21 protein-coding genes are annotated in these 24,098 nt (G+C 72.4%); 14 read left to right on the top strand and 7 right to left on the bottom strand.

Going from position 1 to position 24,098, the window contains the following annotated elements:
• Window positions 1-9: 9 nt before the first annotated feature.
• Both BM314_RS09335 and BM314_RS09330 read right to left on the bottom strand, forming a co-directional pair.
• Window positions 10-1,398, bottom strand: coding sequence for an FAD-binding oxidoreductase (locus BM314_RS09335; RefSeq protein ID WP_056529842.1), 1,389 nt, complete (start codon window positions 1,396-1,398; stop codon window positions 10-12).
• Between the two features lie 87 nt (window positions 1,399-1,485).
• Complete coding sequence (locus BM314_RS09330; protein WP_091675912.1) at window positions 1,486-1,968, bottom strand: nucleoside deaminase; 483 nt, start codon at window positions 1,966-1,968, stop codon at window positions 1,486-1,488.
• 1,150 nt (window positions 1,969-3,118) lie between these two features.
• Between BM314_RS09330 and BM314_RS09325 the strand changes: the two genes are divergently transcribed.
• Both BM314_RS09325 and BM314_RS09320 read left to right on the top strand, forming a co-directional pair.
• Window positions 3,119-4,075, top strand: a complete 957-nt coding sequence (locus BM314_RS09325) for a putative antibiotic biosynthesis monooxygenase (protein WP_091675915.1) — start codon at window positions 3,119-3,121, stop codon at window positions 4,073-4,075.
• 77 nt (window positions 4,076-4,152) lie between these two features.
• Window positions 4,153-5,277, top strand: a complete 1,125-nt coding sequence (locus tag BM314_RS09320) for a hypothetical protein (protein ID WP_091977940.1) — start codon at window positions 4,153-4,155, stop codon at window positions 5,275-5,277.
• Between the two features lie 75 nt (window positions 5,278-5,352).
• Here the strand turns inward: BM314_RS09320 and BM314_RS09315 are convergent, their stop codons facing one another.
• Entirely contained in the window at window positions 5,353-5,718 is a 366-nt protein-coding gene (locus BM314_RS09315) for a response regulator (protein WP_020091072.1), read from the bottom strand.
• Window positions 5,719-5,751: 33 nt separating this feature from the next.
• Window positions 5,752-6,033, bottom strand: a complete 282-nt coding sequence (locus BM314_RS09310) for an STAS domain-containing protein (protein ID WP_020091071.1) — start codon at window positions 6,031-6,033, stop codon at window positions 5,752-5,754.
• A 319-nt stretch (window positions 6,034-6,352) separates the two neighbouring features.
• Between BM314_RS09310 and BM314_RS09305 the strand changes: the two genes are divergently transcribed.
• The 7 genes from BM314_RS09305 (at window position 6,353) to BM314_RS09275 (ending at window position 15,649) form a co-directional block, all read left to right on the top strand.
• Window positions 6,353-7,600, top strand: coding sequence for a methyl-accepting chemotaxis protein (locus BM314_RS09305; RefSeq protein ID WP_091977939.1), 1,248 nt, complete (start codon window positions 6,353-6,355; stop codon window positions 7,598-7,600).
• 629 nt (window positions 7,601-8,229) lie between these two features.
• Window positions 8,230-10,329 carry a chemotaxis protein CheA gene (locus BM314_RS09300; RefSeq protein ID WP_091977938.1) on the top strand — a complete coding sequence of 700 codons (2,100 nt, stop codon included), beginning with the start codon at window positions 8,230-8,232 and terminating at the stop codon, window positions 10,327-10,329.
• Complete coding sequence (locus BM314_RS09295) at window positions 10,329-10,838, top strand: chemotaxis protein CheW (protein ID WP_091675922.1); 510 nt, start codon at window positions 10,329-10,331, stop codon at window positions 10,836-10,838. Before BM314_RS09300 ends, BM314_RS09295 begins: the two co-directional genes overlap by 1 nt.
• Before the next feature lie 85 nt (window positions 10,839-10,923).
• Window positions 10,924-13,116 carry a HAMP domain-containing methyl-accepting chemotaxis protein gene (locus tag BM314_RS09290; protein WP_091977937.1) on the top strand — a complete coding sequence of 731 codons (2,193 nt, stop codon included), beginning with the start codon at window positions 10,924-10,926 and terminating at the stop codon, window positions 13,114-13,116.
• Between the two features lie 115 nt (window positions 13,117-13,231).
• Window positions 13,232-13,705: a chemotaxis protein CheW gene (locus BM314_RS09285; protein WP_026604606.1), complete on the top strand. Its 474-nt coding sequence runs from the start codon at window positions 13,232-13,234 to the stop codon at window positions 13,703-13,705.
• A gap of 13 nt (window positions 13,706-13,718) precedes the next feature.
• A complete protein-coding gene (locus BM314_RS09280) occupies window positions 13,719-14,567 on the top strand; it encodes a CheR family methyltransferase (RefSeq protein ID WP_056529863.1) in 849 nt (282 codons plus the stop codon).
• The gene (locus BM314_RS09275) at window positions 14,564-15,649 is read left to right on the top strand and encodes a protein-glutamate methylesterase/protein-glutamine glutaminase (protein ID WP_020091064.1); all 1,086 of its coding nucleotides are present in this window, start codon (window positions 14,564-14,566) and stop codon (window positions 15,647-15,649) included. The genes BM314_RS09280 and BM314_RS09275 overlap by 4 nt, the downstream gene beginning before the upstream one ends.
• A 20-nt stretch (window positions 15,650-15,669) precedes the next feature.
• Here the strand turns inward: BM314_RS09275 and BM314_RS30140 are convergent, their stop codons facing one another.
• From BM314_RS30140 to alr, 3 genes are all read right to left on the bottom strand, one after another.
• Window positions 15,670-16,005 (bottom strand): hypothetical protein, encoded by a 336-nt coding sequence (locus BM314_RS30140; RefSeq protein ID WP_139237821.1) that lies wholly within the window; start codon window positions 16,003-16,005, stop codon window positions 15,670-15,672.
• A gap of 339 nt (window positions 16,006-16,344) precedes the next feature.
• Window positions 16,345-17,604, bottom strand: a complete 1,260-nt coding sequence (locus BM314_RS09265; RefSeq protein WP_091977935.1) for a D-amino acid dehydrogenase — start codon at window positions 17,602-17,604, stop codon at window positions 16,345-16,347.
• A gap of 8 nt (window positions 17,605-17,612) precedes the next feature.
• The gene (gene alr / locus BM314_RS09260) at window positions 17,613-18,746 is read right to left on the bottom strand and encodes an alanine racemase (protein ID WP_091977934.1); all 1,134 of its coding nucleotides are present in this window, start codon (window positions 18,744-18,746) and stop codon (window positions 17,613-17,615) included.
• Window positions 18,747-18,893: 147 nt separating this feature from the next.
• Here alr and BM314_RS09255 point away from each other — a divergent pair, with 147 nt between their 5' ends.
• The 5 genes from BM314_RS09255 (at window position 18,894) to BM314_RS09235 (ending at window position 24,030) form a co-directional block, all read left to right on the top strand.
• A complete protein-coding gene (locus BM314_RS09255) occupies window positions 18,894-19,343 on the top strand; it encodes an Lrp/AsnC family transcriptional regulator (protein ID WP_020091060.1) in 450 nt (149 codons plus the stop codon).
• A 13-nt stretch (window positions 19,344-19,356) separates the two neighbouring features.
• Entirely contained in the window at window positions 19,357-20,598 is a 1,242-nt protein-coding gene (locus BM314_RS09250; RefSeq protein WP_091977933.1) for an amidohydrolase, read from the top strand.
• Window positions 20,595-21,506, top strand: a complete 912-nt coding sequence (locus BM314_RS09245) for a LysR family transcriptional regulator (protein ID WP_091977932.1) — start codon at window positions 20,595-20,597, stop codon at window positions 21,504-21,506. The genes BM314_RS09250 and BM314_RS09245 overlap by 4 nt, the downstream gene beginning before the upstream one ends.
• Before the next feature lie 101 nt (window positions 21,507-21,607).
• A complete protein-coding gene (locus BM314_RS09240) occupies window positions 21,608-22,492 on the top strand; it encodes an NAD(P)-dependent oxidoreductase (protein WP_091977931.1) in 885 nt (294 codons plus the stop codon).
• Window positions 22,492-24,030, top strand: a complete 1,539-nt coding sequence (locus tag BM314_RS09235; RefSeq protein ID WP_091977930.1) for an aldehyde dehydrogenase family protein — start codon at window positions 22,492-22,494, stop codon at window positions 24,028-24,030. The genes BM314_RS09240 and BM314_RS09235 overlap by 1 nt, the downstream gene beginning before the upstream one ends.
• Window positions 24,031-24,098 lie beyond the last annotated feature (68 nt).

Genomic DNA, 24,098 nt, shown 5'->3' with positions numbered 1-24,098 from the left:
CGCCGCGGCTCAGCGCAGACCGTCGAAATAGTCGAAGAACACGCGGTCCGGATCGTGCTCGTCGCGCAGCGCGCACAGCCTCTGCCACTTCTCGGGCGTGAACGCCTGGGCGACGATCTCGGGCTGCTCGACCGTGTTGGTCTCGCCGATGTAGTAGCCGATGTTGAGCGGCTTCAGCGCGGCGATCACCGCCCGATGCCAGGCGGCGTTGGCCTGATCGTCGTCCGCCTCGTGCCACATGGTCCAGGGGCCGCCATAAACCTTCGAGGTCATGGAGCGGGCCATGTTCCGCTGCGGCCCCGGGACGTCGGGTCCGCAGAAGATCGTCGACAGGAACACCGAGGTCGCCGAAGGCGCCCGCTGCCACAGGGGCAGGATGGCCGCCATCACCGCGCCGGGGCTGTGATTGGAGAAGGTGGCCTCGACCCGGGATCGCACGCCCTCCGGGAAGAGCGCGCCGGACGCGTCGAACAGTTGCTCGAAGTCGAGGGGCGTCACCCGCGCGCTCGACAGGGGCGCGACCGGTGCGTCATCGAGCGGCGCCAGCGCGCGCCGGGCCGCCTCCGGGGTGTCCTCGAAGGCGGTGGCGGTGACCATGCAGACCCAGCCGTTCCGGTCCGCCGCCGCCTCGGCCAGCGCGGGCGGCGCCTTCACGAGGAACTGGGTCAGCTCGACGCTCGGCGCGATCGTGGGCGCCGCCTCGCCGAGCCACGTGCCGACGGCCGGCGCATCCTCGAGGCGATAGAAATACTCGCTCCCGTGAATGGCCTTCGGCAGCGCGTGGAGCTTGAGGAAATACTTCGTGACGATCCCGAAGAAGCCCGGGCCGGCGCCGCGCGCGGCCCAGAAGAAGTCCGGGTTCTCGGTCTCGCTGGCCCGGATCCGCTCGCCCTGGGCGGTGACGAGCTCGATCGCCTCGAGGCTCTCGGTGCCGTAGCCCCAGACCGTGGGGTTCCAGGCCATGCCGCCGCCGAGGAAGTAGCCGCTCGCCTTGACCTGGGGGCAGTGGCCGGTCGGGAAGGCGAGTCCGTGGGCGTTGAGCGCCTTCTGGATGTCGCGGTTGCTGACGATCGGCTGGATGACCGCCCGGCGCTGCGCGACATCGATCGCCAGGATCCTGTCGAGGCTCCCGAGGTCGATCAGGATCCCGCCGTTGCGCAGGGTCGGCTGGCACCAGTTGTGGCCTCCGCCGCGGACGACGACCTTGAGGCCGTGCGCGCGGGCGAACTTCACGGTGGCGACGATGTCGTCCTCGTCGGCGGCCCTGACGATCATCTGCGGCGCCCGGTCGGGGATCAACCTGTTCCACAGGTTCCCGTGAAGCGCCTCCCGGAACTGCGGGTCGCCCGCGTCGATGACCGGGCCCTTGCAGGCCGTCCTCAAGGTCTCAGCATTCATGACTGGGCACTGCGCGGGCGTGGAGGCCCGCTCGGGCGACGCGGCCTGAGCGGGCGGAGCAGGACGGCCGGTCTCGCGATCCGGCCCTCAGTAGGGGACGCGGTCCGCCTTCTGGGCGTACTTCTTCCAGACCTCGACGGCCTCCGCGCGCATGATCTGCTGGGTCGGGATGGAGCGCTCGCCGACCTCCTTCTTGAGCTCGGCGTAGATCATGCTGTCGTCGAAGCCGCCGTATTCCAGCGCGTCCTCGACCTGCGCCGCGTAGTAGACGTTCTTGACGCCGGCCCAGTAGGCGGCCGCCATGCACATCGGGCAGGGTTCGGCGCTGGTGTAGAGCGTCGCGTTCCGGAGCTTGAAGCTGCCCTGCGCCTTGCAGGCCTTCCGGATCGCCTCGATCTCGCCGTGCCAGGTCGGGTCGTTCTCGGCGACGACGCGATTGGCACCCTCGGCGATGATCTCGCCGTCCTGGACGATCACGCAGCCGAACACGCCGCCGGCACTGTCGACCAGCGACGTCTTCTCCGACAGGGCGATCGCCCGGGCCATGAACTTTTCGTGGTTGTCAGACATTGGAACCTCTGTCGTCGCGAAACGGGTCGGTTGGTCGGGACTATGAACCGCGGAGATTTCTTAATCGAGGGGCGGTCCCGATTGTTGTGTCGGACCGCACTAGACTTCGCGCGGCGTGCTTAACAACTCCGGGTCGGCCGACCGGCATTGGCTTCGGGTTGAGCGATGTCGCCGCGCGGTCCGGCCGAGCGGTGCGGGGTGTCACGGAGCGCGACCGCCGTCGAGCCGCGCGGGCAGGATCGGCGACGGGGCCGCGCGCGGATCGGGACGTTCCGCTGAAACCGTGCGTCCTGCGAACGCATGTTCGTCAGCCAGTAACGAGCGGCTACCCGCGGCTTGGCGACAGAATAGACAGGGGCGGAAGTGCCGCGTCAACGCCGGCCCGCGATCGTCGGCAGTCGAATTGTAAATATAGGGAAATGCAATAAAACGACCGTGAAGAGATGATCGATCAGGCTCTCCGGCTCGATCCGAGCAGCACATATGGCGCGTCGCGGTCACGGCGGCGGCTCCTGATCGGGACGGCGGCGCCCCGCCTGAGACGGACGGACAAGAAATAATCCGTCCCGTCATGGCAGGGCACCCCGACCCTGCGCCCCGACCCTGCGCCACACCTGGCGCCACACCCTCCGCCGCGCCCGGCGACGATCGTCTCCGCCCCGTTTTTTCATTGTCGCTCCGTCCCAGCTCGGCGGGGCTCGGGCGGAGCGGGCGCCGAAAAAGTCCGGCATTCCGGGCCGCGCGCGCGGAAGATAAATATCGTGCAAGCGTTTCCGCTTAAAAGACGATCGCCGTAGAGAACGTGCTGTATTTACAATTAAAATATTCGACCTCCGCGCTGAGGTCTTGACTCCGGTCGTAGATTGCCCGCTGATACAGGCATGCAGAGCAGTGCTGCCAATGGAGTGGCGGGCGCTCGATGCAAGATCAATTTTCGGTTGTTTATCCTCGTGTTCCGCGGCGCGGCAGATCCCTGCGGGTCCGCCGCCGCCTCGGTGCCGCGGTCCACGGACCGGCCGTCCGGGTCGCCGGAGGTGGCGCCTCTCGGCACCGCCCCGGACCCGCCGGGCGGTGACCGGGCGCGGCGCCGGGGGCCGGGCGAAGCCAACGCGCGAGTGCAGGCAGCCGTGCAACGGAAGCGCGTCGGTTCATGAGCGGTGCCACATCGTCCGTCAGCATCGTGACGCAGACGACCATCCGGCCGGAGAGCGCGGACGCCTTCGCCCGCTGGCAGGTCGACACCAGCGCCGTCGTCGCGGCCTTCCCGGGCTTCATCGAGCAGCAGCTGATCCCGCCGCGCCCGCCGCTGCAGGTGGACTGGGTGATCGTGCAGCGGTTCCACAGCCTGGAGCAGGCCAAGACCTGGATGGCCTCCCCCGAGCGGCAGGCCCGCATCCAGGGCGCCACGCCGATGCTCGTCGGCCGCGACGACGTCCACATCGTCAAGGACGACGCCGGCGCGGCCCGGACCTCGCCGGTCAGCGCGGTGATCAGCACCCGCGTGAAGCCCGGCATGGAGGCCGCCTACCTCCGGTGGGAGCAGAAGATCGCGGCCGCGCAGTCGCGGGCGCCCGGCATGCAGGGCTACCGGTTCGAGCCGGCCGTGCCGGGGGTGCAGGAGGACTACGTCGCGATCCTGCGCTTCGACAGCGAGGCGAACCTGCGCACCTGGATGGACTCGCCCGAGCGGCGGGCCCTGGTCGCCGAGGCGGCGCCGATGACCGCGGAATTCCACACGCGGACGGTGCAGAGCGGCTTCGAGCAGTGGTTCCGCAACGTCGCGCCGCCCGGAGAGGGCGCGCCCGCGGCGTGGAAGATGAACATGATCGTCGTGCTGACCCTCTACCCGACCGTGTTCCTGTGGGGCGTCCTGGTCGGCGCGCCGATCCTGGCCGGCATGCTGAAGGTGGATTTCCCGGTCGCCCTGTTCATCGGCAACGTGTTCAGCGTCCTGCTCACCTCGCTGATGGTGCCCTGGACGGCCAAGCGGCTGGGCTGGTGGCTGACGCCGGATCCGGCGCGGCGGACCCGGGTCAACCTGCAGGGCGCCGCGCTGCTGATCGCCGCCTACGGGCTCATGATCCTCGTGTTCTGGAAGCTGTTTTGACCGGCGGCGCGCCCGGGCGGTCGCGGCCCGCGCGGCGCCGTCGCGGGCAGGGGCCGGGCGCGGGGACAGGGCGCGCGATGCTCCGGTCGGTGTCCCGGGCGAGCCCGCGCCCGGCGGCCGGCCTGCTGATCCTGGCCTGCGGGGTCGGTCTGGCCGGGCCCGCCCGCGCCGAGCCTGCGCCCGCTCCGGCCACGGCCGCGGCCAGTTCCTCGGCCACGTCGGGGACGGGTGCGGCCGACGGGACGCCCGTCGCGGCCGCGGCCCGCGCGCGGCGCCAGGAGGCCGCCGTTGCCGTCGCGGCCGCCACCGTGATGGCGGCGCCGCCGCCGTCCTTCTTCAACTTCTCCGACACTGTGGTGAGCTACCGCTTCCAGGGACCCTCGGCGGAGCCCGGCCTCCGGGTCCAGCGTCCCGACGGCCAGTTCGTGGGGCGCGAGGTCCCCAAGACCGTCATCAACCTGTTCCACGCCAACGCGTGGGCCTACGGCACCAACCTGCTCTCCCTCGACATCCTCCGGTCCGGATCCCAGGATCCGGCCGGCAATCAGGTTGGCCGGTTCGAGGGCGTCGGCGCCACCGAGTTCTACCTGATCTACCGGGGCGTCCTGAGCCTCAACAAGGTCTTCGACACGCAGGCCCTGGCCATCCCCGGCCTCGTGAAGGATGTCGGCCTGTCGTTCGGGGCCGACGTCAACACCAAGGACACGACCTTCGATTCCGAGAAGCGCGCCGGGACCTTCGGGCTGAGCTTCGCCTTCGACGTGCCGGCCGGGTTCGTGAACCTGAAGGTCCAGGGCTACAAGGAGTTCTCCCGCAACGGCTTCGCCGGATACGGGCCGGTGCCGGGCTTCGACTACGCGCACTTCCGCAGCGTCGAGTTCAAGATGACGCCGGAATTCGAGATCACCTACACGATCCCGCTGCCGTTCACCGGGCTGCCGCTGTCGCTCGCCGGCTTCAACACGATCGTGCTGCCCAAGGGGCGCTACGGTCGATTCAACGAGAACGACACCCAGCTGGAATTCGTCTCCCAGACCAACCTCGTGCTCGATGTCGGGCAGCTCGTCGCCGGCACGCCCAACCGGGTCGAGGTCTTCGCCGGGTTCCAGTACTGGCACAACAAGTTCGGGGGCGACCCGCGGCGCACGCTCAACACCGAGGAGAAGGCGCTGATCGCCGGGGTGGCCTACCACCTGAAATGAGCCCGCCGGATCGGCGCGGTCGGGGACATGACGGGCCCGGTGTCGGGCCCGATGAAGGCGGCCTCAGGCGCGGCCTCAGGCGCGGACGAGCTTGCCCACGACGGCGAGCAGCTGCTCGGGCTTGAACGGCTTGGTGATCCAGCCGGTCGCCCCGGCCGCCTTCGCCTGCTGCTTGATCGCCTCGTCGGATTCCGTGCTCAGGAAGAGGATCGGCACGCCGGTGCAGCTCGGCAGCGTCCGCAGCTGCTTGATCATCTCCAGCCCGTTCATCACCGGCATGTTGAGATCGGTGATGACGAGGTTGACGCTCTCGCTCCTGGCCTTCGCGAGGCCTTCGGCGCCGTCGCCGGCCTCGATCACCGTGTGGCCGGCCGGGCCGAGCACCACCTTGATCATCTGCCGGATGCTGGGCGAATCGTCGACGGCGAGGACAGTGGCCATGACACGGATTCCGTTCTTGTGCCTGACGCGCGCCTAGAGGAGCGGCGCGCTGGGGTGTTCGATCGCGGCGCGCCGGAACGCGCTCTCGACCGCCGGGGGGACGTTGACCAGCGCGATCCCGGCGGCCCGACCCCGCGCCGTCCGGTCGGCCGCGAGCACGATCTGGACGAAGGTGACGTCCGCGCGCTCGACCGCCGCGCAGTCGAGGGTGAGGCGCGCCCCGCCGGCGAGCGCCGCCGCCAGCGTGTCCTGCAGCGCCCGGACGGTCCGGATGGTGCAGTCGGGACCGAGCGTGAGGACGGGAGCCTCGGACATGCGGGTTCGTGACCTCGACGACGGATGTGCGGGGCGACGCGCCGCCGCGCCCGAGTCAACACCGCGGCGGGTAAATTCTTCCTGAAGGTTCGGCCAATCGCGGACGGCCGACGCGGCCGCAGACGCAGCACAGGACGGAGGTCTGCCCGGCCCGGGACAGTGTTGATTGGCTAATACTGTGATCTCTGCCGGCCGCTGCGGCCATCGGCCGGGCGATAACGCTTTCTTCAACGGCGATCCTTAGCCTCGGTCGGGTGCCGACCGTGGGATTGTTGCATGACCCGCGCGCGTCGGACGACGCCGAGAGACCCGCCCGCCGATGGCCTTCCAAGTCGCCCACGACATCCTCAGGCAGGTCCCGGCCCGGTTCCGCCGGCCCGAGATGCGGCCCGAGGTGGGGTCCGAGGTGGGGCTCGATGACCGGCGCGGATCGGGCGCGGCGATCCCGGCCACCCCGCTCCCGGAGGCGGCCGCGTCGTCCAGCGAGCCCGCGCCGCCGCCCGCCGCGATCGTGGCCGAGCCGGCGCCCGCCGCGCAGGCGGCCGACCTGCTCCAGGCCTGGCTCGGCCTCTCGGCGCAGCAGCGGACGCTGCTCGACGCCCTCGTCGCCGAGCTCGGGATCGTCTCCACCGACGTGGAGGCCAACGTCCACGGCCTGTCCAACCGCTTCCAGAGCATCGCCGCCACGACCTGCGAGCAGTCGGAGATCGTCCGGGGGCTCGTCGCCTCGGTCCAGACCGTTCGGATCGACGACCGGACCCTGCAGCTCGGCGACGTCGCCGCCGGCCTCGGCGAGACGCTCACCGCCCTGATCGAGCGGATCACCCTGATGTCGTCCCGCGGGTCGACCCTCGCGCAGGTTCTGGCCGGGGTGCTCGAGGGCCTGTCGTCGGTCGAGGGGAGCGTCGCGCAGATCGAGCGGATCAACCGCCAGACCAACCTCCTCGCCCTGAACGCCAAGATCGAGGCGGCCCGGGCCGGCGCCAGCGGCGCGGCCTTCGCGGTGGTCGCCGACGAGGTGCGCGGCCTCGCCACGACGATCAACGCCCTGTCGGACGTGATCAAGCAGCAGATCGGCACCATGGCGGCCGGCCTGCGCGGCAGCCATGCCCTGCTGGGCGACATCGCGGCGATCGACATGTCCGAGGAGAGCCGGACCGCCGAGACGCGCGTCCGCATGGTGATGCGGGCGCTGGTCGAGCAGAACGCGCAGGTCGCGGGCATCCTGCAGCAGACCGCCGAGACCACGCAGGCCATCACGCAGGACGTGTCGGCGGCGATCGTGGCGATGCAGTTCCAGGACCGGGCCAAGCAGCGCATCCAGAACGTCGAGGGCCTGCTGCGCTCGGCCGGCGCGGAGCTCGGGCGGCTCGCCGACCACAGCGCGGACCGCGTCGCGGCGCCGGATGCCGCGGCCGATCCGGCCTGGATCGCGGCGGCGATCGCCGGCTGCACCCTGGGGGAGGTTCGCGCGCGCCTGACCGAGCGCCTGCTCGGGGGGGCTCCGGCCTCCGAGACGCCGGCCGCCGACGCCGCCGACGATCTGGACGGCATCGACCTGTTCTGAGCGCGCCCGCCGCGCCGGCGCGCGCCGAGGGCAGCCCGTGCGGGCCCGGTCGGCGGTCGCGCCGCGGCCGGGCCTTCCCGCGCCGGACCGGCCGCGACCGGCCCCGTTCCCGGCTCCAGTCCCACCGCAATCCGCGCGCCGCCCGCAGGGACCTGCCGCGGCCCGCATCCGGGCGGCTGCGCGCCGGTGGGCGTCGATGTTCGTCCACGCCCGTCCGCGTCCGTCCACGTCCGACTGAGTCCATCGATGTTCGTCGACGCGCGTCGACGCGCCGTGATGGCCGGAGCCGTGCCGCACCGCGCGCCCGAGATCCTGTGATCCGCGTGTCACACGATCGCAGTATCCGATAATCAAGCTCTTCGAACCCGATGTGGATATACTTCCCGTTCAGGACTCAAATCTGTTCGTTAACCGAAAATTTCTGGTCCGATTATATACAACCCAGGAAGTCAGGCGGCGGCTTCGCGTCGTGTCCCGTCACCGCGCGGTCGCCGCGCGCCGGGACAGTCTGTTCGACTGCCTGATCGCGAAGGACGCGGCCGGTCTCCGGTATCGGCGCGTCCGTCCGCGCTCGGGATCGGGCGGTTGGTTCTGTATCTGCGTTCTGTGTCCGGGGGTCCGTTCGTCCCATGACTGCTCTCGATCCCGCGGAGATCTTCCGCGCCGAGGCCGCCGAGCTGCTCGCCCGCCTGGAGACGACGCTGCTCGACCTCGGCGACCGGCCCGAGGACCGGGCCCTGATCGATACGGCCTTCCGGGCCCTGCACACCATCAAGGGCTCGGGCGCCATGTTCGGCTTCGAGCAGGTCGCCGCCTTCACCCACGATTTCGAGACCGCCTTCGACCGCGTCCGGCGCTGCGAGGTCCCGGTCGGCCGCGACCTCGTCAACGTCTCCCTCTCGGCCAAGGACTTCATCCGCGGCCTCATCGAGGAGCCCGAGGCGAGCGCCCCGATCATCGGCGAGGCCATCCTGGCCGAACTCGAGCAGCTGCTCGGCGCCGCGTCCCGCCCGGCCGCCCCGTCCGCGCTCCTCCCGGAGCCGGCCGCCGAGCCGGCTGCGGCGGGGGAGGGCGGCTGGCAGATCGGCATCGCGTTCGCGCCCGAGATCCTCCGCAACGGGACCAATCCCCTGGCGCTCCTCGACGAGCTGCGCGACCTCGGCGCCTGCACGATCGTGCCGCGCCTCGACGCGCTGCCCGAGCTGCCGGCCCTCGACCCCGAGAGCCTCGCCATCGGCTGGGACGTCACGCTGCGCGCGGCCGTGCCCCGCGAGGTGATCGAGGACGTCTTCCTGTTCGTCCGGGACGAGATGACCCTGACGCTCGTCCCGGTCTCGGCCGCGCCACCGGACGCCGCGCCCGAGCCGGCCGAGGCCGCACCGCCGCCGTCGGGGCCGCCGTCGGGGCCGCCGTCCGGGCCGCCGTCCGGCGCGGTTCCGGCTGCCGATCTCGCCGCCCGCGCGTCCGGCGAGACCGGACCGGCCGGACCGGGGGCGGTCGAGCCCGCGGCCCGGGCCGCCGAGCGCGTCCCGGCCCGGCGGGCCGAGGAGCGGCCGGCCAGCAGCGTCCGGGTCGAGGCGGAGCGGCTCGACGAGCTGATGGACCGGGTCGGCGAGCTGGTCATCGCCCAGGCGCGGCTCAGCCAGCTCGCCGGCCTGCATGCCGATCCCGGCCTCAAGGCCATCGCCGAGGAGATCGAGCGCCTGTCCGCGCGGCTGCGCGACACCACGATGAGCATCCGCATGGTCGCCATCGGCGCCCTGTTCGGCCGCTTCCGCCGCCTCGTCCACGACCTCTCGCGCGATCTCGGCAAGCCGGTCGAGTTCGTCACTGCCGGCGAGGAGACCGAGCTCGACAAGACCGTGATCGAGCGCCTGGCCGACCCGCTCGTCCACCTGATCCGCAACGCGATCGACCACGGCATCGAGGCGCCCGAGCGCCGCGCGGCCGGCGGCAAGGCCGCCACCGGGCGGATCACGCTCACCGCCGAGCATGTCGGCGCGCAGGTGCTGGTGAGCGTGCGCGACGACGGCGCCGGGCTCGACGCGGCCCGCATCCGCGCCAAGGCCGAGGAGAAGGGCCTGTGCGCGCCGGGCGCGGTGCTCACCGACCAGCAGATCTACCAGTTCCTGTTCGCGCCGGGCTTCTCGACCGCGCAGGAGATCTCGGCCCTGTCGGGGCGCGGGGTCGGCATGGACGTCGTCAAGAAGACGATCGAGAGCCTGCGCGGCACGATCGACATCGCGACCGAGCCGGGCGGCGGCACCTGCGTGGCGCTGCGCCTGCCGCTGACGCTGGCGATCATCGAGGGGCTGCTGATCCGGGTGGGGGAGGGACGCTACGTCATCCCGCTGGCCGCGGTGGAGGAATGCGTCGAGCTGCCCGCCAGCGAGCGCGGCGGCCGCGGGCGGGACTTCCTCAACATCCGCGGCGCGCTGGTGCCGTTCCTGCGGCTGCGCAGCCTGTTCGGGGCCGCGGGCGAGCCGGACCTGCACCAGAAGGTGATCGTGGTGGCCGCCGGTGAGGCGCGGGTCGGCCTGGTGGCGGACCAGATCATCGGCAACCACCAGACCGTCATCAAGTCGCTGTCGAAGCTGCACGCGGACGTGGCGACCTTCTCCGGGGCGACGATCCTGGGTGACGGCACGGCCGCGCTGATCATCGATGTCGGCCGCCTCGTGAGCGGCGGGCGCGCCGAGGGCGTGCGCGAGTACCAGGAGGTGGCGTGATGAGCGGCGGCGTGGCGCGCGGAGTCGTCGAGCCCGGCCCGCAGGCGGCCGCCGACGGCGGCCAGCGGGACGGTCGGCAGGGCGGCCAGCAGGTGGTGATGTTCCGGATCGGCTCGGAGAGCTTCGCGCTGGAGGCCGGGATGGTGCGCGAGATCATCGATCCGATCCCGGCGACGCGGGTGGCGGGGGCGCGCCCGCATATCGATCGGATCGTGAACGTGCGCGGCAACGTCGTGCCTCTGGCCGACATCCGCGAGCGGTTCGGGATGCCGGCGGCGTCGGCGAGCCCGGACACGCGCTTCCTCGTCCTGGAGGTGGCGGTGGCGGGCGACCCCGTGGTCGTCGCGCTGGTGGCCGACAAGGTGTTCGCGGTCACGGAGGTGGATCCGGCGCAGTGCGAGGCGGTGCCGCCCGTCGGCACAACCTGGCGCCCGGAGTACATCCGCTCGATCGTCAAGGCGGGAGACGAATTCATCATCGTCCCCGAGCTCGAGCAGATCCTCGACTGAAGTCTTTCCGAAGTCTTTCCGAAGTCTTTCCGAAGTCTTTCCGAAGTCCCGTCAGAAGCTCGTGTTTGCGTAGGGGTAAAGGGCGATGCGTTTCTCGATCAAGGCCAAGCTCGGGGTCGGCTTCGGCGCGATCCTCGTTCTCCTGGGGACGGCCAGCGGGGTCGGCTACCAGAGGCTCACGGCCGCCGACGCGACGATGAAGTACGTCCTGAGCCGCGCCGAGATCCAGAAGCAGGTCCTCGAGGGCAAGGCGCACGCCATCCGCAGCGCGTTCAACGTCCGCGGAGCCCTGATCAGCCCGGACGAGACGCAGATGACGGAGTTCGCCAAGCGCTCGGCGACCAACCACGGTGACGCCATGGCGTCCCTGGCCAAGGTGAAGACCCTGCTCATGACCGACGAGGGCAGGAGGCTCTACGAGGACCTGTCGGCCAAGTACGAGAAGCAGAACGCGCTGGGGAACCGGGCTCTGGAGCTGACCCGCGACAATTCCAACGGGAAGACCTGGGCCGAGATCAATGCGGCGGGTCGCCCGGCGCTGGCCGCCCTGCGCACGGACCTCGACGCCCTGATCAACACGGCGACCGACGCCCAGAGCCCCGCCGGAGAGCGGCTCGCCCGGGTCGCCGCGGTGTTCAAGAGCCGGGTCGAGCGGGCCTGGGGGCAGCTGACCTCGGCCACCGGGACGACGAGCGTCGAGGCGCTCCAGCAGCGCGTGGCCCTCGCCAAGCAGTCGCGCGAGGAGATCAACCGGTCGGTGGACGAGCTCGCGGCGGCGGCCCAGGCGGCGGGAATCGCCGTGACGGCCGTCCGCGAGCGGTTCGGGACCTGGGCGTCCTCCTTCCAGCGGGCGATCGCCCTCGTCGAGATCGGCAGCTCGGTGAAGGCGGCCGAAGTCGCCTCGGGCGAGTACGCGACGGTGAGCACGACGGCGATCAACGCGTTCGAGGCGCTGGCGGATCGGCAGAAACGGTTCATGGACGACGCCGCGGCCCAGGCCACCGCGGAATCCGCACAGGGTCAGACGATCCTGCTGAGCGTGGCGGCGGCCGCGCTCCTCATGGGCCTCGGCATCGCGACCTGGCTCGCTCTCTCGATCTCCCGCGGCCTCGGCCGTGCCGTCTCGCTGGCCGACGCGGTCTCGATGGGCGACCTGAGCCAGACCGCGACGGTCACGACCAACGACGAGCTCGGCGACCTCGTCGGCGCCATGGGCCGCATGACCGAGAACCTGAACGCGACCGCGGCGCTCGCCAACGCGATCGCCCAGGGCGACCTCACCGTGGAGGCCCGGCCGCTCTCCGACAAGGACACGATGGGCCTCGCCCTGCAGACCATGCTGTCGAAGCTGCGCACCGTCGTGGCCGAGGCGACCGCGGCGGCCGGCAATGTCTCGGCGGGGTCCCAGGAACTCTCGGCCTCGGCCGAGCAGCTGTCGCAGGGTTCGACCGAGCAGGCCTCGTCGACCGAGGAAGCCTCGGCCTCCATGGAGGAGATGGCCGCCAACGTGAAGCAGAACGCCGAGAACGCCAGCCAGACCGAGACGATCGCCCGGCAATCGGCCCAGGATGCCGAGGCGAGCGGCATCGCCGTCGGCCGCGCCGTCGAGGCCATGCAGACCATCGCCCAGAAGATCACCATCGTGCAGGAGATCGCCCGCCAGACCGACCTGCTGGCGCTCAACGCCGCCGTGGAGGCGGCCCGGGCCGGTGAGCACGGTCGCGGGTTCGCGGTGGTCGCCAGCGAGGTGCGCAAGCTCGCCGAGCGCAGCCAGGCGGCCGCGGCCGAGATCGGCACGCTCTCGTCCGACACCGTCAAGGCCGCCCAGCAGGCCGGCGACATGCTCGGCAAGCTCGTGCCCGACATCAAGAAGACCGCCAGCCTGGTCGAGGAGATCACCGCCGCCTGCCGCGAGCAGGATGTCGGCTCGGGCCAGATCAACCAGGCGATCCAGCAGCTCGACAAGGTGACCCAGCAGAACGCCAGCGCCTCCGAGCAGGTCTCGGCCACCTCCGAGGAGCTGGCCACCCAGGCCGAGAAGCTGCAGGCGACGATCGCCTACTTCCGCATCACCGAGGCGGCCGCGCCGGTGGCCGGTGTCGACCAGGCGGTGACGCGGCTGCGCGCGACCGCGGCGCGGATGGGCACGCCCTCGGCGGCGATCCGCTCCCCGAGCCCGAAGCGGGCGGGCGCGCGCGGCCCGGCCGGGGGCGGCGGCTTCGCCCTCGACATGGGCGAGGGCGACGCGCAGGACGCCGCCTTCACCCGGGTCGCCTGACACCTCGCCCGAGGCCCGGATCCGCGCGGTGCTCGTGCCCGCGCGGATCCCGCCGCCGTCGTCAGCCGTCGTCGCGAGCCGCCGCCGCGCGCCGCGCTCCAGCCGGAGATCCTGCATGTCCAGTGTGTGGCAGTACCTGACCCTCGGCCTCGGGGCCGAGACCTTCGGGATCGACGTCGAGCACGTCCACGAGATCCTCGACTACCGGGTCCCGGCCGCGCTGCCGCAGGCGCCGGCCTTCCTGCTCGGCATGATCGACGTGCGCGGGCAGAGCTACCCGGTGGTGGACCTGCGGACCAAGCTCGGCCTGCCGCCGGTGGCGCGCACGCCGGCCACCCGGATCATCCTGCTCAACGTGCCGATGCCCGGCCGGGCGCTGCGGGTCGGGTTCGTGGCCGACCGGGTGATCGAGGTGACCGAGCTCGACCGGGCCGAGATGGAGGCGGCGCCCGAGGTCGGCGGGCGCTGGAACGCCCGCTACATCGCGGGGATCGGCCGCCGGGGCGAGGCCTTCGTGGTGGTGTTCGACCTCGTCGCGCTCATGGACGGCGACGGCCCGGCCCTGGTCGCGACCCCGCAGGCCGCCTGAGGGATCCGCCACCATGGAGGCCGATCCGGGTCACCTGAGCGACCGGCACTTCCGCTCGGTCGCCGACCTCGTCCAGCAGCATGCCGGCATCCAGCTCCCGCCGGCCAAGCGCACCATGGTCGAGGGGCGGCTGCGCAAGCGCATGCGCGCCCTCGATCTCCCGACCCTGGAGGCCTACGGCCGCCACCTGTTCGAGGCCGGCCACCTCGCGGACGAGTTCCCGCACCTCGTCGACTGCGTGACGACGAACAAGACCGACTTCTTCCGCGAACCCGCGCATTTCGACCTGCTGCGCGAGACGATCGTGCCGCGGCTGGCGGCGCGGGGCGACCGGCCGCTGCTCAAGGTCTGGAGCGCGGCGGCCTCGACCGGTGCCGAGGCCTACACGCTGGCGATGGTCCTGCACGACATGGCCGCCGACCGGTTCCGCTACGCCATCCTCGGGACCGACATCTCCTCGGAGGTGCTCGACCGTGCCCGGACGGCGATCTACCCGGCCGAGATGCTCGACGCCGTGCCGGCGGACCTGCGCCGCCGCTACGTGATGGTCGCGCGCGATCCGGCCCGGCGCGAGGGGCGGATCGTGCCGGAGCTGCGCGCCCGGGTGCGGTTCCAGCGGCTCAACCTGATGGACGAGACCTACCCGATCGACCGGGACGTCGACCTCATCTTCTGCCGCAACGTGCTGATCTACTTCGACAAGCCGACCCAGAAGGCGGTGGTCGCGCGCCTGGCCGGGCACCTGCGCCCCGGCGGCTACCTGATCGTCGGCCATTCCGAATCCATGGCGGGCGTCGGCGTGGCCGGCCTTGACCAGATCTCCTCGACCGTCTTCGGCAAGCTGCGGGATTCCGGCCGGTGAGCGCGTCCAGACCGATCCGCGTCCTGATCGTCGACGACTCGGCCTCCGTCCGCCAGACGCTGTGCAGCATCCTGGGGACGGCGCCCGACATCGAGATCCTGGGCACCGCCGCCGATCCGTTCATCGCGGCGCGCCGCATCCAGGAGGAGATCCCGGACGTCATCATCCTCGATCTCGAGATGCCGCGCATGGACGGCCTGACGTTCCTGCGCAAGATCATGGCGCAGAAGCCGCTCCCGGTGATCGTCTGCTCGACCCTGACCGAGGCTGGGTCCCGGATCCTGTTCGAGGTGCTGGAGGCGGGCGCCGTCGACGTGCTGCCGAAACCGCGCGTCGACACCCGCCAGTTCCTGCTCGAATCCACGGTCCGGGTCTGCGACGCGGTCCGGGCCGCCGCCCGGGCCAAGCTGCGCGGGAGCCGGCCGTCCCGGCCGCTGGTGGAGGCGAAGCTCTCGGCCGACGTCGTCCTGCCGCCGCCCGTGCCCGGGCGCGTCGTGGCCGGGACCGACCGGATCGTCTGCATCGGCGCGTCGACGGGCGGCACGGAGGCGCTGCGCGACGTGCTCGAGGTGCTGCCCGCCGAGTCCCCCGGTCTCGTCATCGTGCAGCACATGCCGGAGCATTTCACGGCGGCGTTCGCCAAGCGGCTGAACGGCCTCTGCGCGATCGCCGTCAAGGAGGCGGAGGACGGCGATCCCGTGGTGCGCGGCCGCGCCCTGATCGCCCCGGGCGGGCGGCACCTCATGGTCGAGCGCCGGGGCGGCAGCTACGCGGTGTCGGTGAAGGACGGTCCCCTCGTCGCGCGCCACCGCCCGTCGGTCGACGTCCTATTCCGGTCGGCCGCCCGGGCCGCGGCCGCGAACGCGCTCGGCATCCTGCTGACCGGCATGGGCGACGACGGCGCCAACGGCCTGCTGGAGATGCGTCGCGCCGGGGCGCAGACGGTCGCCCAGGACGAGGCGAGCTGCGTCGTGTTCGGGATGCCCAAGGAGGCGATCGACCGCGGTGCGGCCGCCAAGATCCTGCCGCTGGAGCAGATGCACCTGGAGATCCGGCGCTTCGGCCTGCCCGCGGCGCGCTGAGGCCGGGGCGGGCGCCGGGTTCAGGACTGGTCGCGTTGCCCGGGCTGCGCCTCGGCCTTCGCCCTGCGCCCTCGCGTGCGGCTGGACGGCTGGTCCGCTGCGCGCCGCGTCCGGCCGGTACCCGTCTTCACCGACCGGCCTCGAGGAAGCTTCTTGCTTCCGCCGCGCCGCGCGCTGCGCTGCGTGATCTGTTCAGGGTGGGGACCCTGTTCCTGCGTCCCGGAATCCAGCAGGTGCTGAACACCGGGCGGATGCTCGGGCACGCGGAACAGGCGGGCCAGCCCGTCGGCGACGCCCCGAAGAACGGCATCGGCCTGCTCGTGATCTTCCTGGCCCTGTACGACGATGAAACTCATCTGCGCACCCGGATCGTTCGTTCAGATCCTAAACTCGACTCGGTGCGAAGGGTTGCCTGGGCCTGTCGGAAGTCATCCGACGATTATGCGAATCCGCACGTCATGAACGTCATGTAATCAACCGGTGGTCGTATCTCGGTGAATAATGAATGATTGTGCCCGGTGGTGACGGCGACTCGCGACGATTCCCGGAGTCTTGCTCAACGCACGGTCGGATCGCGTTCGGTGCGATACCGGGCAGAGTTGTGCTGGTGCGCCACGGCACGCGCTGCGCAGCGCGACGGCGGTTCAGTGACCGGGCGACAGGGAGTCGGACCGGTCAGGGCCGATCCGGCCGGCTCACGCGGCGTAGCGGTCGAGGGCCAGATCGTCGCTCGCGATCTCCGGCGCCCGTCCGGACACGAGGTCGGCGAGCAGGCGGCCCGATCCGCAGGCCATCGTCCAGCCCAGCGTGCCGTGACCGGTGTTGGTGAACAGGTTCCCGACCCGCGTGCCCCCGACGATCGGCGTGCCGTCCGGCGTCATCGGCCGCAGGCCGGTCCAGAACGCGGCTCGGTCGAGGTCGCCGCCGGCCGGGAACAGGTCCTGCACCGAGCGCGCGAGGGTCTCGCGGCGCGGCAGGCGCAGGGCGCTGCTGAACCCGGCGAGCTCGGCGGTGCCGCCGACGCGGATGCGGTCGCCGAGCCGGGTGATCGCGACCTTGTAGGTCTCGTCCATCACCGTCGAGACCGGCGCGGCCGCCGGATCGGTGATGGGGAGCGTGAGCGAGTAGCCCTTCACCGGGTAGACCGGCAGGGCGATCCCGAGGGGGCGCAGCAGGGCCGGCGTGTAGCTGCCCAGCGCCGCCACGTAGGCATCCGCCCGCAGGAGGTCGCCGTCGGCGGTCTCGACCGCCGTCACCCGGTCCCCGGCGTGATGCAGGCGCGCGATCGCCGTGCGGTAGCGGAAGGTGACGCCGAGGCCCTCGCAGATCGCGGCGAGGCGCTGCGTGAACAGGTGCGCGTCGCCGGTCTCGTCGCCCGGCAGCCGCAGGCCGCCGACGAAGACGTCGCGCACGGCGGCGAGCGCCGGCTCGGCACTGACGCAGCCGGCCGGGTCCAGCACCGTGTAGGGCACGCCGTAGGCGTCGAGGACGCGGGTGTCGTCGCCGACATGGTCGAGCTGCTTCTGCGTCCGGAAGAGCTGGAGCGTGCCCTTCTCCCGGTGGTCGTAGGCGATACCGGTCTCGGTGCGCAGGTCGCGCAGCGCGTCGCGGCTGTACTCGGCGAGCCGGACCATGCGGCCCTTGTTCCGCTGGTAGGCCTCCTCGGTGCAGTTCGCGAGCATGCGCGTGAGCCACGCGTAGAGGCGGGGCTCGAGCCGCGGCCACAGCACCAGGGGGCGGTGCCGCATCATCAGCCACTTGAGCGCCTTCACGGGGATCCCGGGCGCCGCCCAGGGGGCCGAGTAGCCGGGCGAGACCTGCCCGGCATTGGCGAAGCTGGTCTCCAGGCCGGAGCCCGGCTGGCGCTCCAGCACGGTGACCTGATGGCCGGCCCGGGCGAGGTAGTAGGCCGAGGTGACGCCGACGACGCCGCCGCCGAGGATAAGGACGTGCATGGCGGGCCTCAGGCTCCGAGATAGATGCGGTGGAAGCGGTGGCCGAGGCTGGTCAGGACCTCGTAGCCGATCGTGCCGGCCGCCGCGGCGACGGCGTCGACGTCGCGCTCCGGCCCGACGATGTCGACGAGCGCCCCCGGCCCGAGGGTGCCGGGCGCCACGTCGGTGACGTCGAGGACGAGGCTGTCCATCGAGACGCGCCCGACCACGGGCAGCCGGACACCGCCGAACCACGCCGCGCCGCCCGCCGTGCTGCGGAAGAACCCGTCCGCGTAGCCGATCGCGACCGTGGCGAGGCGGCTGTCCCGGGCGACGGTGGCCGCGTGCCCGTAGCCGACCGGCGTCCCCGCCGGGACGCCGCGCGTCTGCATCACACGCGCCCGCAGCCCGATCACCGGCCGCATCGGGTTCGCCACGCCGTCCTGCGGGGCGATCCCGTAGAGGGCGGCGCCGGGGCGCACGAGGTCGAAGTGGAAGTCCGGACCGAGGAAGATCCCCGACGAGGCCGCGAGGCTCGCCGGCACGGCAGGCAGGCACCGGCGGACCGCCTGGAAGGCGGAGAGCTGCGCCGCGTTGACCGGGCTGTCGGGCTCGCCCGCGCAGGCGAGGTGGCTCATCACCAGCCGCAGGTCGAGGCCCTCAAGCGCGTCCGGGTCGTCGAGCAGCGCGCCGACCTCCTCCGGCGCGAAGCCGAAGCGGGCCATGCCGGTGTCGATCTGGAGGATCGCCGGCAGGCGCCGCGCGCGCCGCCGGGCCAGGCCCTGCCAGCCGCCGAGCTGGGACAGGTCGTTGAGGACGGGCACGAGGTCGTGGTCCGCGCAGGTCGCCTCGCTGCCCGGGGCGGCGCCGTTGAGCACGGCGATCGCCGCCCCGGGCCCGAGGATGGACCGGAGGGCGACGCCCTCGCCGACCTGGGCAACGAAGAAGTGCCGGCAGCCCGCGGCGGCCAGGACCGGCGCGACCCGGTCGGCGCCGAGGCCGTAGGCGTCCGCCTTGACGACGGCCGCGCAGGCGGCCGTCCCGGCTCGCGCGGCGAGCAGGCGGTAATTCTCCGCGATGGCCGCGAGATCGATCGTGAGGAGTGCGGAGGCCGTCCCGGCCGGGCCCGCATCGGGCCGGAGCTCGCGGTCGATCATGCTCATGGCGGCCCTCGGAGCGGCGCTCGGATGCAGTGCCAAAAGGCTACACGAAGGATCGTCGAACGAGCGTGCATCCTGTCGAAGAGATTTGAGTTTCGAGCTTGGCCGTGGAAATATCTGCGGCCAGTTCGAAGATCCTGCGAGGCGCGCGTGGACGCGATCGACCGCCGCATCATTCAGGCCCTGCGCGGCGACGGCCGGATCAGCAACGCGGATCTCGCCGCGGCGGTCGGCCTGTCGGCGTCCGCCTGCCATCGCCGCGTGCGGCTGCTGGAGGAATCCGGAATCATCCGGGGCTACACCGCGCTGATCGGCGGCGCGGTCGACGGGCCGGGCCTCGTGGTCCTCACGCAGTTCACCCTGGACCGCCAGACCGAGGACTATCTCAACCGGTTCGAGGCGGCCGTCCGGCGCTGTCCCGAGGTGCAGGATTGCTATCTGATGACCGGGACGGCCGATTACCTCGTGAAGCTCAAGGTGATCGACGCGGCCGACTACGAGCGGCTGCACAAGGATGTGCTGTCGCGGCTGCCGGGGGTCGCCCGGCTGCAATCGAGCTTCGCGATCCGGACCGTCGTGGCCGCCGGCCGGCCGCTCTGAAGGAAGCCCCGCCATGACGCCGAGCACCGAACCGCGCTGGGACGCCTCCTGCGACCTGCGCCTCCACGACGCCGCGCTCGCCGAGGGAAGCCGGGCGACGATCGACATCCGGGGCGACCGCGTGGCGGCGCTGCGGGATCCCGGCGCGCCGCTCCCGCCCGCCGGCCGCACGATCGATCTCGGCGGCGCCCTGGTGCTGCCGGGCCTGTCGGACGGGCACGTCCACCTCGACAAGTGCCTGCTCGGCCTGCCGTGGCGCCCGCACGCGGCGGCGGGGTCCGTCCGCGCGATCATCGACGACGAGAAGGCGTTCCGCCGCGCCACGCGGATCCCGCTCGCCGAGCAGGGCGCCGAGGCGCTGCTCGAACGCCTGCTCTGCGGCGGCACGACGAGCCTGCGGACCCATGTCGACGTCGACGACGTCACGCGGCTCGACCACCTCGCCCAGATCCTCGACCTGCGGGCGCGCTGGGCCGACCGCCTGCAGATCCAGATCGTCGCCTTCCCGCAGAGCGGGATCCTGGGCTGCCCGCCGGTCGCCGACGACCTGGACGCGGCCCTGCGGATGGGCGCGGACCTCGTCGGCGGCCTCGACCCCGTCGGCATCGACGGAGACCGCGACGGTCACCTGGACATCGTCTTCGCCCTGGCCGAGCGGCACGGGCGGGGCATCGACATCCATCTCCACGAGGGCGGCGCGGCCGGACTCGCCACGATCGCGGCGATCGCGGCCCGGACAGCGGCGGCCGGGCTCGGCGGGCAGGTCACGATCAGCCACGCCTTCGCCCTCGCGGAGGCCGACGACCTGGAACTCGGCCGGATCGCCGAGGCCCTGAACCGGGCCGGCGTCGCGATCCTCAGCAGCGTGCCGGGCGGGGCCCGATGCCCGCCGATCCCGCGGCTGCGCGCGCTCGGCGTCCCGGTCTGCCTCGGCACCGACAACGTCCGTGACTGCTGGAACCCCGCCACGGTGACCGGCATGGTCGCCCGCGCCCAGCTCGCCGCCTACCGGTTCGACCTGCGCACCGACGCGGACCTCGCGGCGTTGCTGGCGCCGATCACCGCCGTCCCGGCGCGGGTGCTGGGCCTCGGTCCGGGCGCGGTGGCGCCCGGCGCGCGGGCCGACCTGATCGCCTTCGCGGCCGGCGGCGTGCCGCAGGTGATCGTGGAGCGCCAGGAGCCCGTGCTGGTCGTGGCGCGGGGCGCCGTCGCGGTCGACCGGCGCGGCGCGGCCGCCGGGGACCCGCCGCCGTGAACGACCGCGCGCTGCGCTACCTGCTGGCCGTCGTGCGCGCGGGCTCGGTCCGGGCGGCCGCCGATGTCCTGAACGTCGCCGCCTCGGCGGTGAGCCGGCAGATCATCGAGCTGGAGGCGCAGGTCGGCGAGACCCTGCTCGAGCGCCTGCCCCGGGGCGTGGTCCCCACCGAGGCCGGCCGCCTCGTCGCCGAGCACGCGCAGCGGCAGGCCGACGAGGCGGCCCTGCTGGAGGACCAGCTGAAGCGCCTGCGCGGGGTGCAGCGGGGCACGGTCAGCCTGCGCTGCGGCGCCGGCTTCCTGATCGACCTCCTCGACAACGCCCTGGCCGGCTTCGCCCAGGACCATCCGGGCATCGCCTATCAGGTCGAGATCGGCACGACCGACGGGATCCTCGCGGCGATCGCCCGGGGGGACGCGGATATCGGCCTCGTCTACAACCCGCCCGCGCACCCGGATGTCCGCGGGATCGTCTCCGCCCGGCAGCCGCTCCTCGCCGTCCTGCCGATGGGGCATCCCCTCGCCGACGGGGCGGCGCCGGTCCCGCTGCGCAGCTTCGCCACCGAACCCGCCGCCCTCCTGCCCCCCGACCACGGGGTCCGGCAACTGATCGGCCGCGTCGAGGCCGACGGCGGATTCCGGCTGGTGCCGCGGCTGGAGACGGCGTCTTTCGAGCTGCACCGCCGCTTCGTGATGGCCGCCATGGGCGTCGCGTTCCTGCCCCGCTTCGTGGTCGCGGCCGAGCTGCGCGACGGTGTCCTCGCGGCGGTTCCCCTGCGCGACGCCATCCTGTCGGAGGCGAGCGCCCACCTCGTCATCCGCGCGGGGCGGCGCCTGCCGGAGGGCGCGGCGCGGCTGCTCGGCTGGCTGGCCGACCACATGGTGGCGTTCCGGCCGCCACCGGCGTGACGCGAGCGTGCGGAATTTCCGCACGCTTCGTGCAGAAATCGGTTGTTGTCGCAACGCTCGTTTGCCGGAACTATCGTGCCGCTTCGTGAGGACGGATCGGCATGACCATCGCAACGGTAGGCGTCGTCGGGCTCGGCAACATGGGTCTGGGCATGGCCGCGACCCTGGCCCGCAAGGGCTTCGCGGTCCTGGGCTACGACCTCAGTCCGGCCCGGCGTCCCGCCGCCGAGGCGGCCGGCGTCACCGTCCTCGACGCCCTCAACGACGTGCTCGGCCGGGCCGACGCCCTGGTGTTCTCGCTGCCGCTGGCGCGGGACGTGGAGGCGGTGGTCACCGCGGAGGGCGGGCTCCTGTCCCGGACCGACCGGAAGGTGGTGGTGATCGACACCTCGACCTCGGATCCCGGCACGACCCGGCGCCTCGCCGAGCGCCTCGCCGCGGCCGGTCACGCGCTCCTCGACGCCCCCGTGAGCGGCGGCCCGTCCGGCGCCGCCGAGGGCACCCTGACCATGATGATCGGCGGCGCCGAGGCGGATTACGAGCTGGCCCGGCCGGTCCTGGAGGCGATGTCGGCCCGCGCGCCGCATGTCGGGCCGTCGGGCGCCGGCAACATCGTCAAGCTCGTCAACAACCTGCTGGTCGCGGCCCATCTCGTGACCACCGGCGAGGCCCTGCGCCTCTCCGAGGCGGCGGGCCTCTCGGCCGAGGAGGCCGTCAAGGTCGTCAACACCGCCACCGGCCGCAGCGCGATCAGCGAGGTCATGGTCCCGCGCTGGGTCCAGTCCGGCACCTTCGACAGCGGCTTCTCGGCCGGCCTGATGCGCAAGGACGTGCGCCTCGCCCTCGAACTCGCCGCCGAATGCGGGATCGACCTGCCGCTCTCCGCCGAGGTGAAGCGGATCTGGCAGGCGACGCAACCCGCCATCCCCGACACGGCCGACTTCACCCGCATGGCCGATTACCGCGATCCCAAGGGAGCCCACTGATGTCCGGCACGCCGCACTCGCCCGCCGCCGACCGGGTCGCCGCCCTCCTGGCCGACCTGCTGCCGGGCGGCCGCATCGGCAGCGTCGTGGCCGGCGAGATCCTCGCCGGGACCGGCGCCGCCCTCGATCTCACCAACCCCGCCGACGGCGGCGTGCTCGCGACCTTCGCCGATGCCGGCCCGTCGGTCGTCGAGGCCGCCATGGCGGCGGCCCGCGACGCCCAGCGCGTGTGGTGGGGGATGACCGCCGCCGCCCGCGGCCGGGCGATGTGGGCCGTGGCCGCCCTGGTCCGGCAGCATGCCGGCGCGCTCGCCGAGCTGGAGACCCTCTCGGCCGGCAAGCCGATCCGCGACACCCGCGGCGAGGTCGCCAAGGTCGCCGAGATGTTCGAGTACTACGCCGGCTGGTGCGACAAGCTGCACGGCGACGTCATCCCGGTCCCGACCTCGCACCTGAACTACACCCGCCACGAGCCCTTCGGCACCGTGGTGCAGATCACCCCCTGGAACGCGCCGATCTTCACGGCGGGCTGGCAGATCGCGCCGGCGATCTGCGCCGGCAACGCCGTGGTGCTGAAGCCCTCCGAGCTGACGCCGCTAACCTCGCTGGCGCTGGGCCTGCTCTGCGACCGCGCCGAGGGGATGCCGCGCGGCCTCGTCTCGGTGCTGGCGGGCGCCGGCCCGACCACCGGCGCCGCCGCGGTCGCCCATCCCGAGACGCGGCTCGTCGTGTTCGTCGGCTCGGCCGAGGCGGGCGCGCAGATCGCCGCCGCGGCGGCCCGCGCCATCGTGCCGAGCGTGCTGGAGCTCGGCGGCAAGTCGGCCAACATCGTGTTCGCCGACGCCGACCTCGACCGGGCGCTGATCGGCGCGCAGGCCGCGATCTTCGGCGGCGCCGGCCAGAGCTGCGTGGCGGGCTCCCGGCTCCTCGTGCACCGCTCGATCCACGCGTCCTTCGTCGAGCGCCTGTCCCGCGCCGCCGCGCGCATCCCGGTGGGCGCGCCGACCGACCCGGAGACGCAGATCGGCCCGATCAACAATCGGCGCCAGCGGGACAAGATCGCCGACATGGTCGAGGCCGCCGCGGGGGCGGGCGCCACGATCGCGACCGGCGGGGCCTGCCCCGCCGCCTTACGCGACACGGGCGGCTTCTACTACGGCCCGACCATCGTGGACGGCGTCGCGCCGGACGCGGCGATCGCCCGGGAGGAGGTGTTCGGCCCGGTCCTGGCGGTCCTGCCGTTCGACGGCGAGGACGAGGCGATCGCGCTGGCCAACGGCACGCCCTACGGCCTCGCCGGCGCGGTCTGGACCGGCGACGGCGGGCGCGGCCACCGGGTCGCGGCGGCGCTTCGGGCCGGCACCGTCTGGGTGAACGGCTACAAGACCATCAACGTGGCCTCGCCGTTCGGCGGCTTCGGCCGCTCGGGTTTCGGCCGCTCCTCCGGCCGCGAGGCGCTGATGGCCTACACCCAGACCAAGAGCGTCTGGGTCGAGACCGCCGCCGCGCCGGCCGTCACCTTCGGCTACGTGGGCTGAGCCCGACGCCACGGGCGCAATGACCGAGACGATCTAACGCCAAGCCGGCGATCAAGACCGGCAGGCGG

Source organism: Methylobacterium sp. 13MFTsu3.1M2 (genome assembly GCF_900112625.1).
GTDB lineage: Bacteria > Pseudomonadota > Alphaproteobacteria > Rhizobiales > Beijerinckiaceae > Methylobacterium.
Note: the sequence above shows the minus strand (reverse complement) of the source record. Positions and strands in the feature narration are given on the sequence as shown.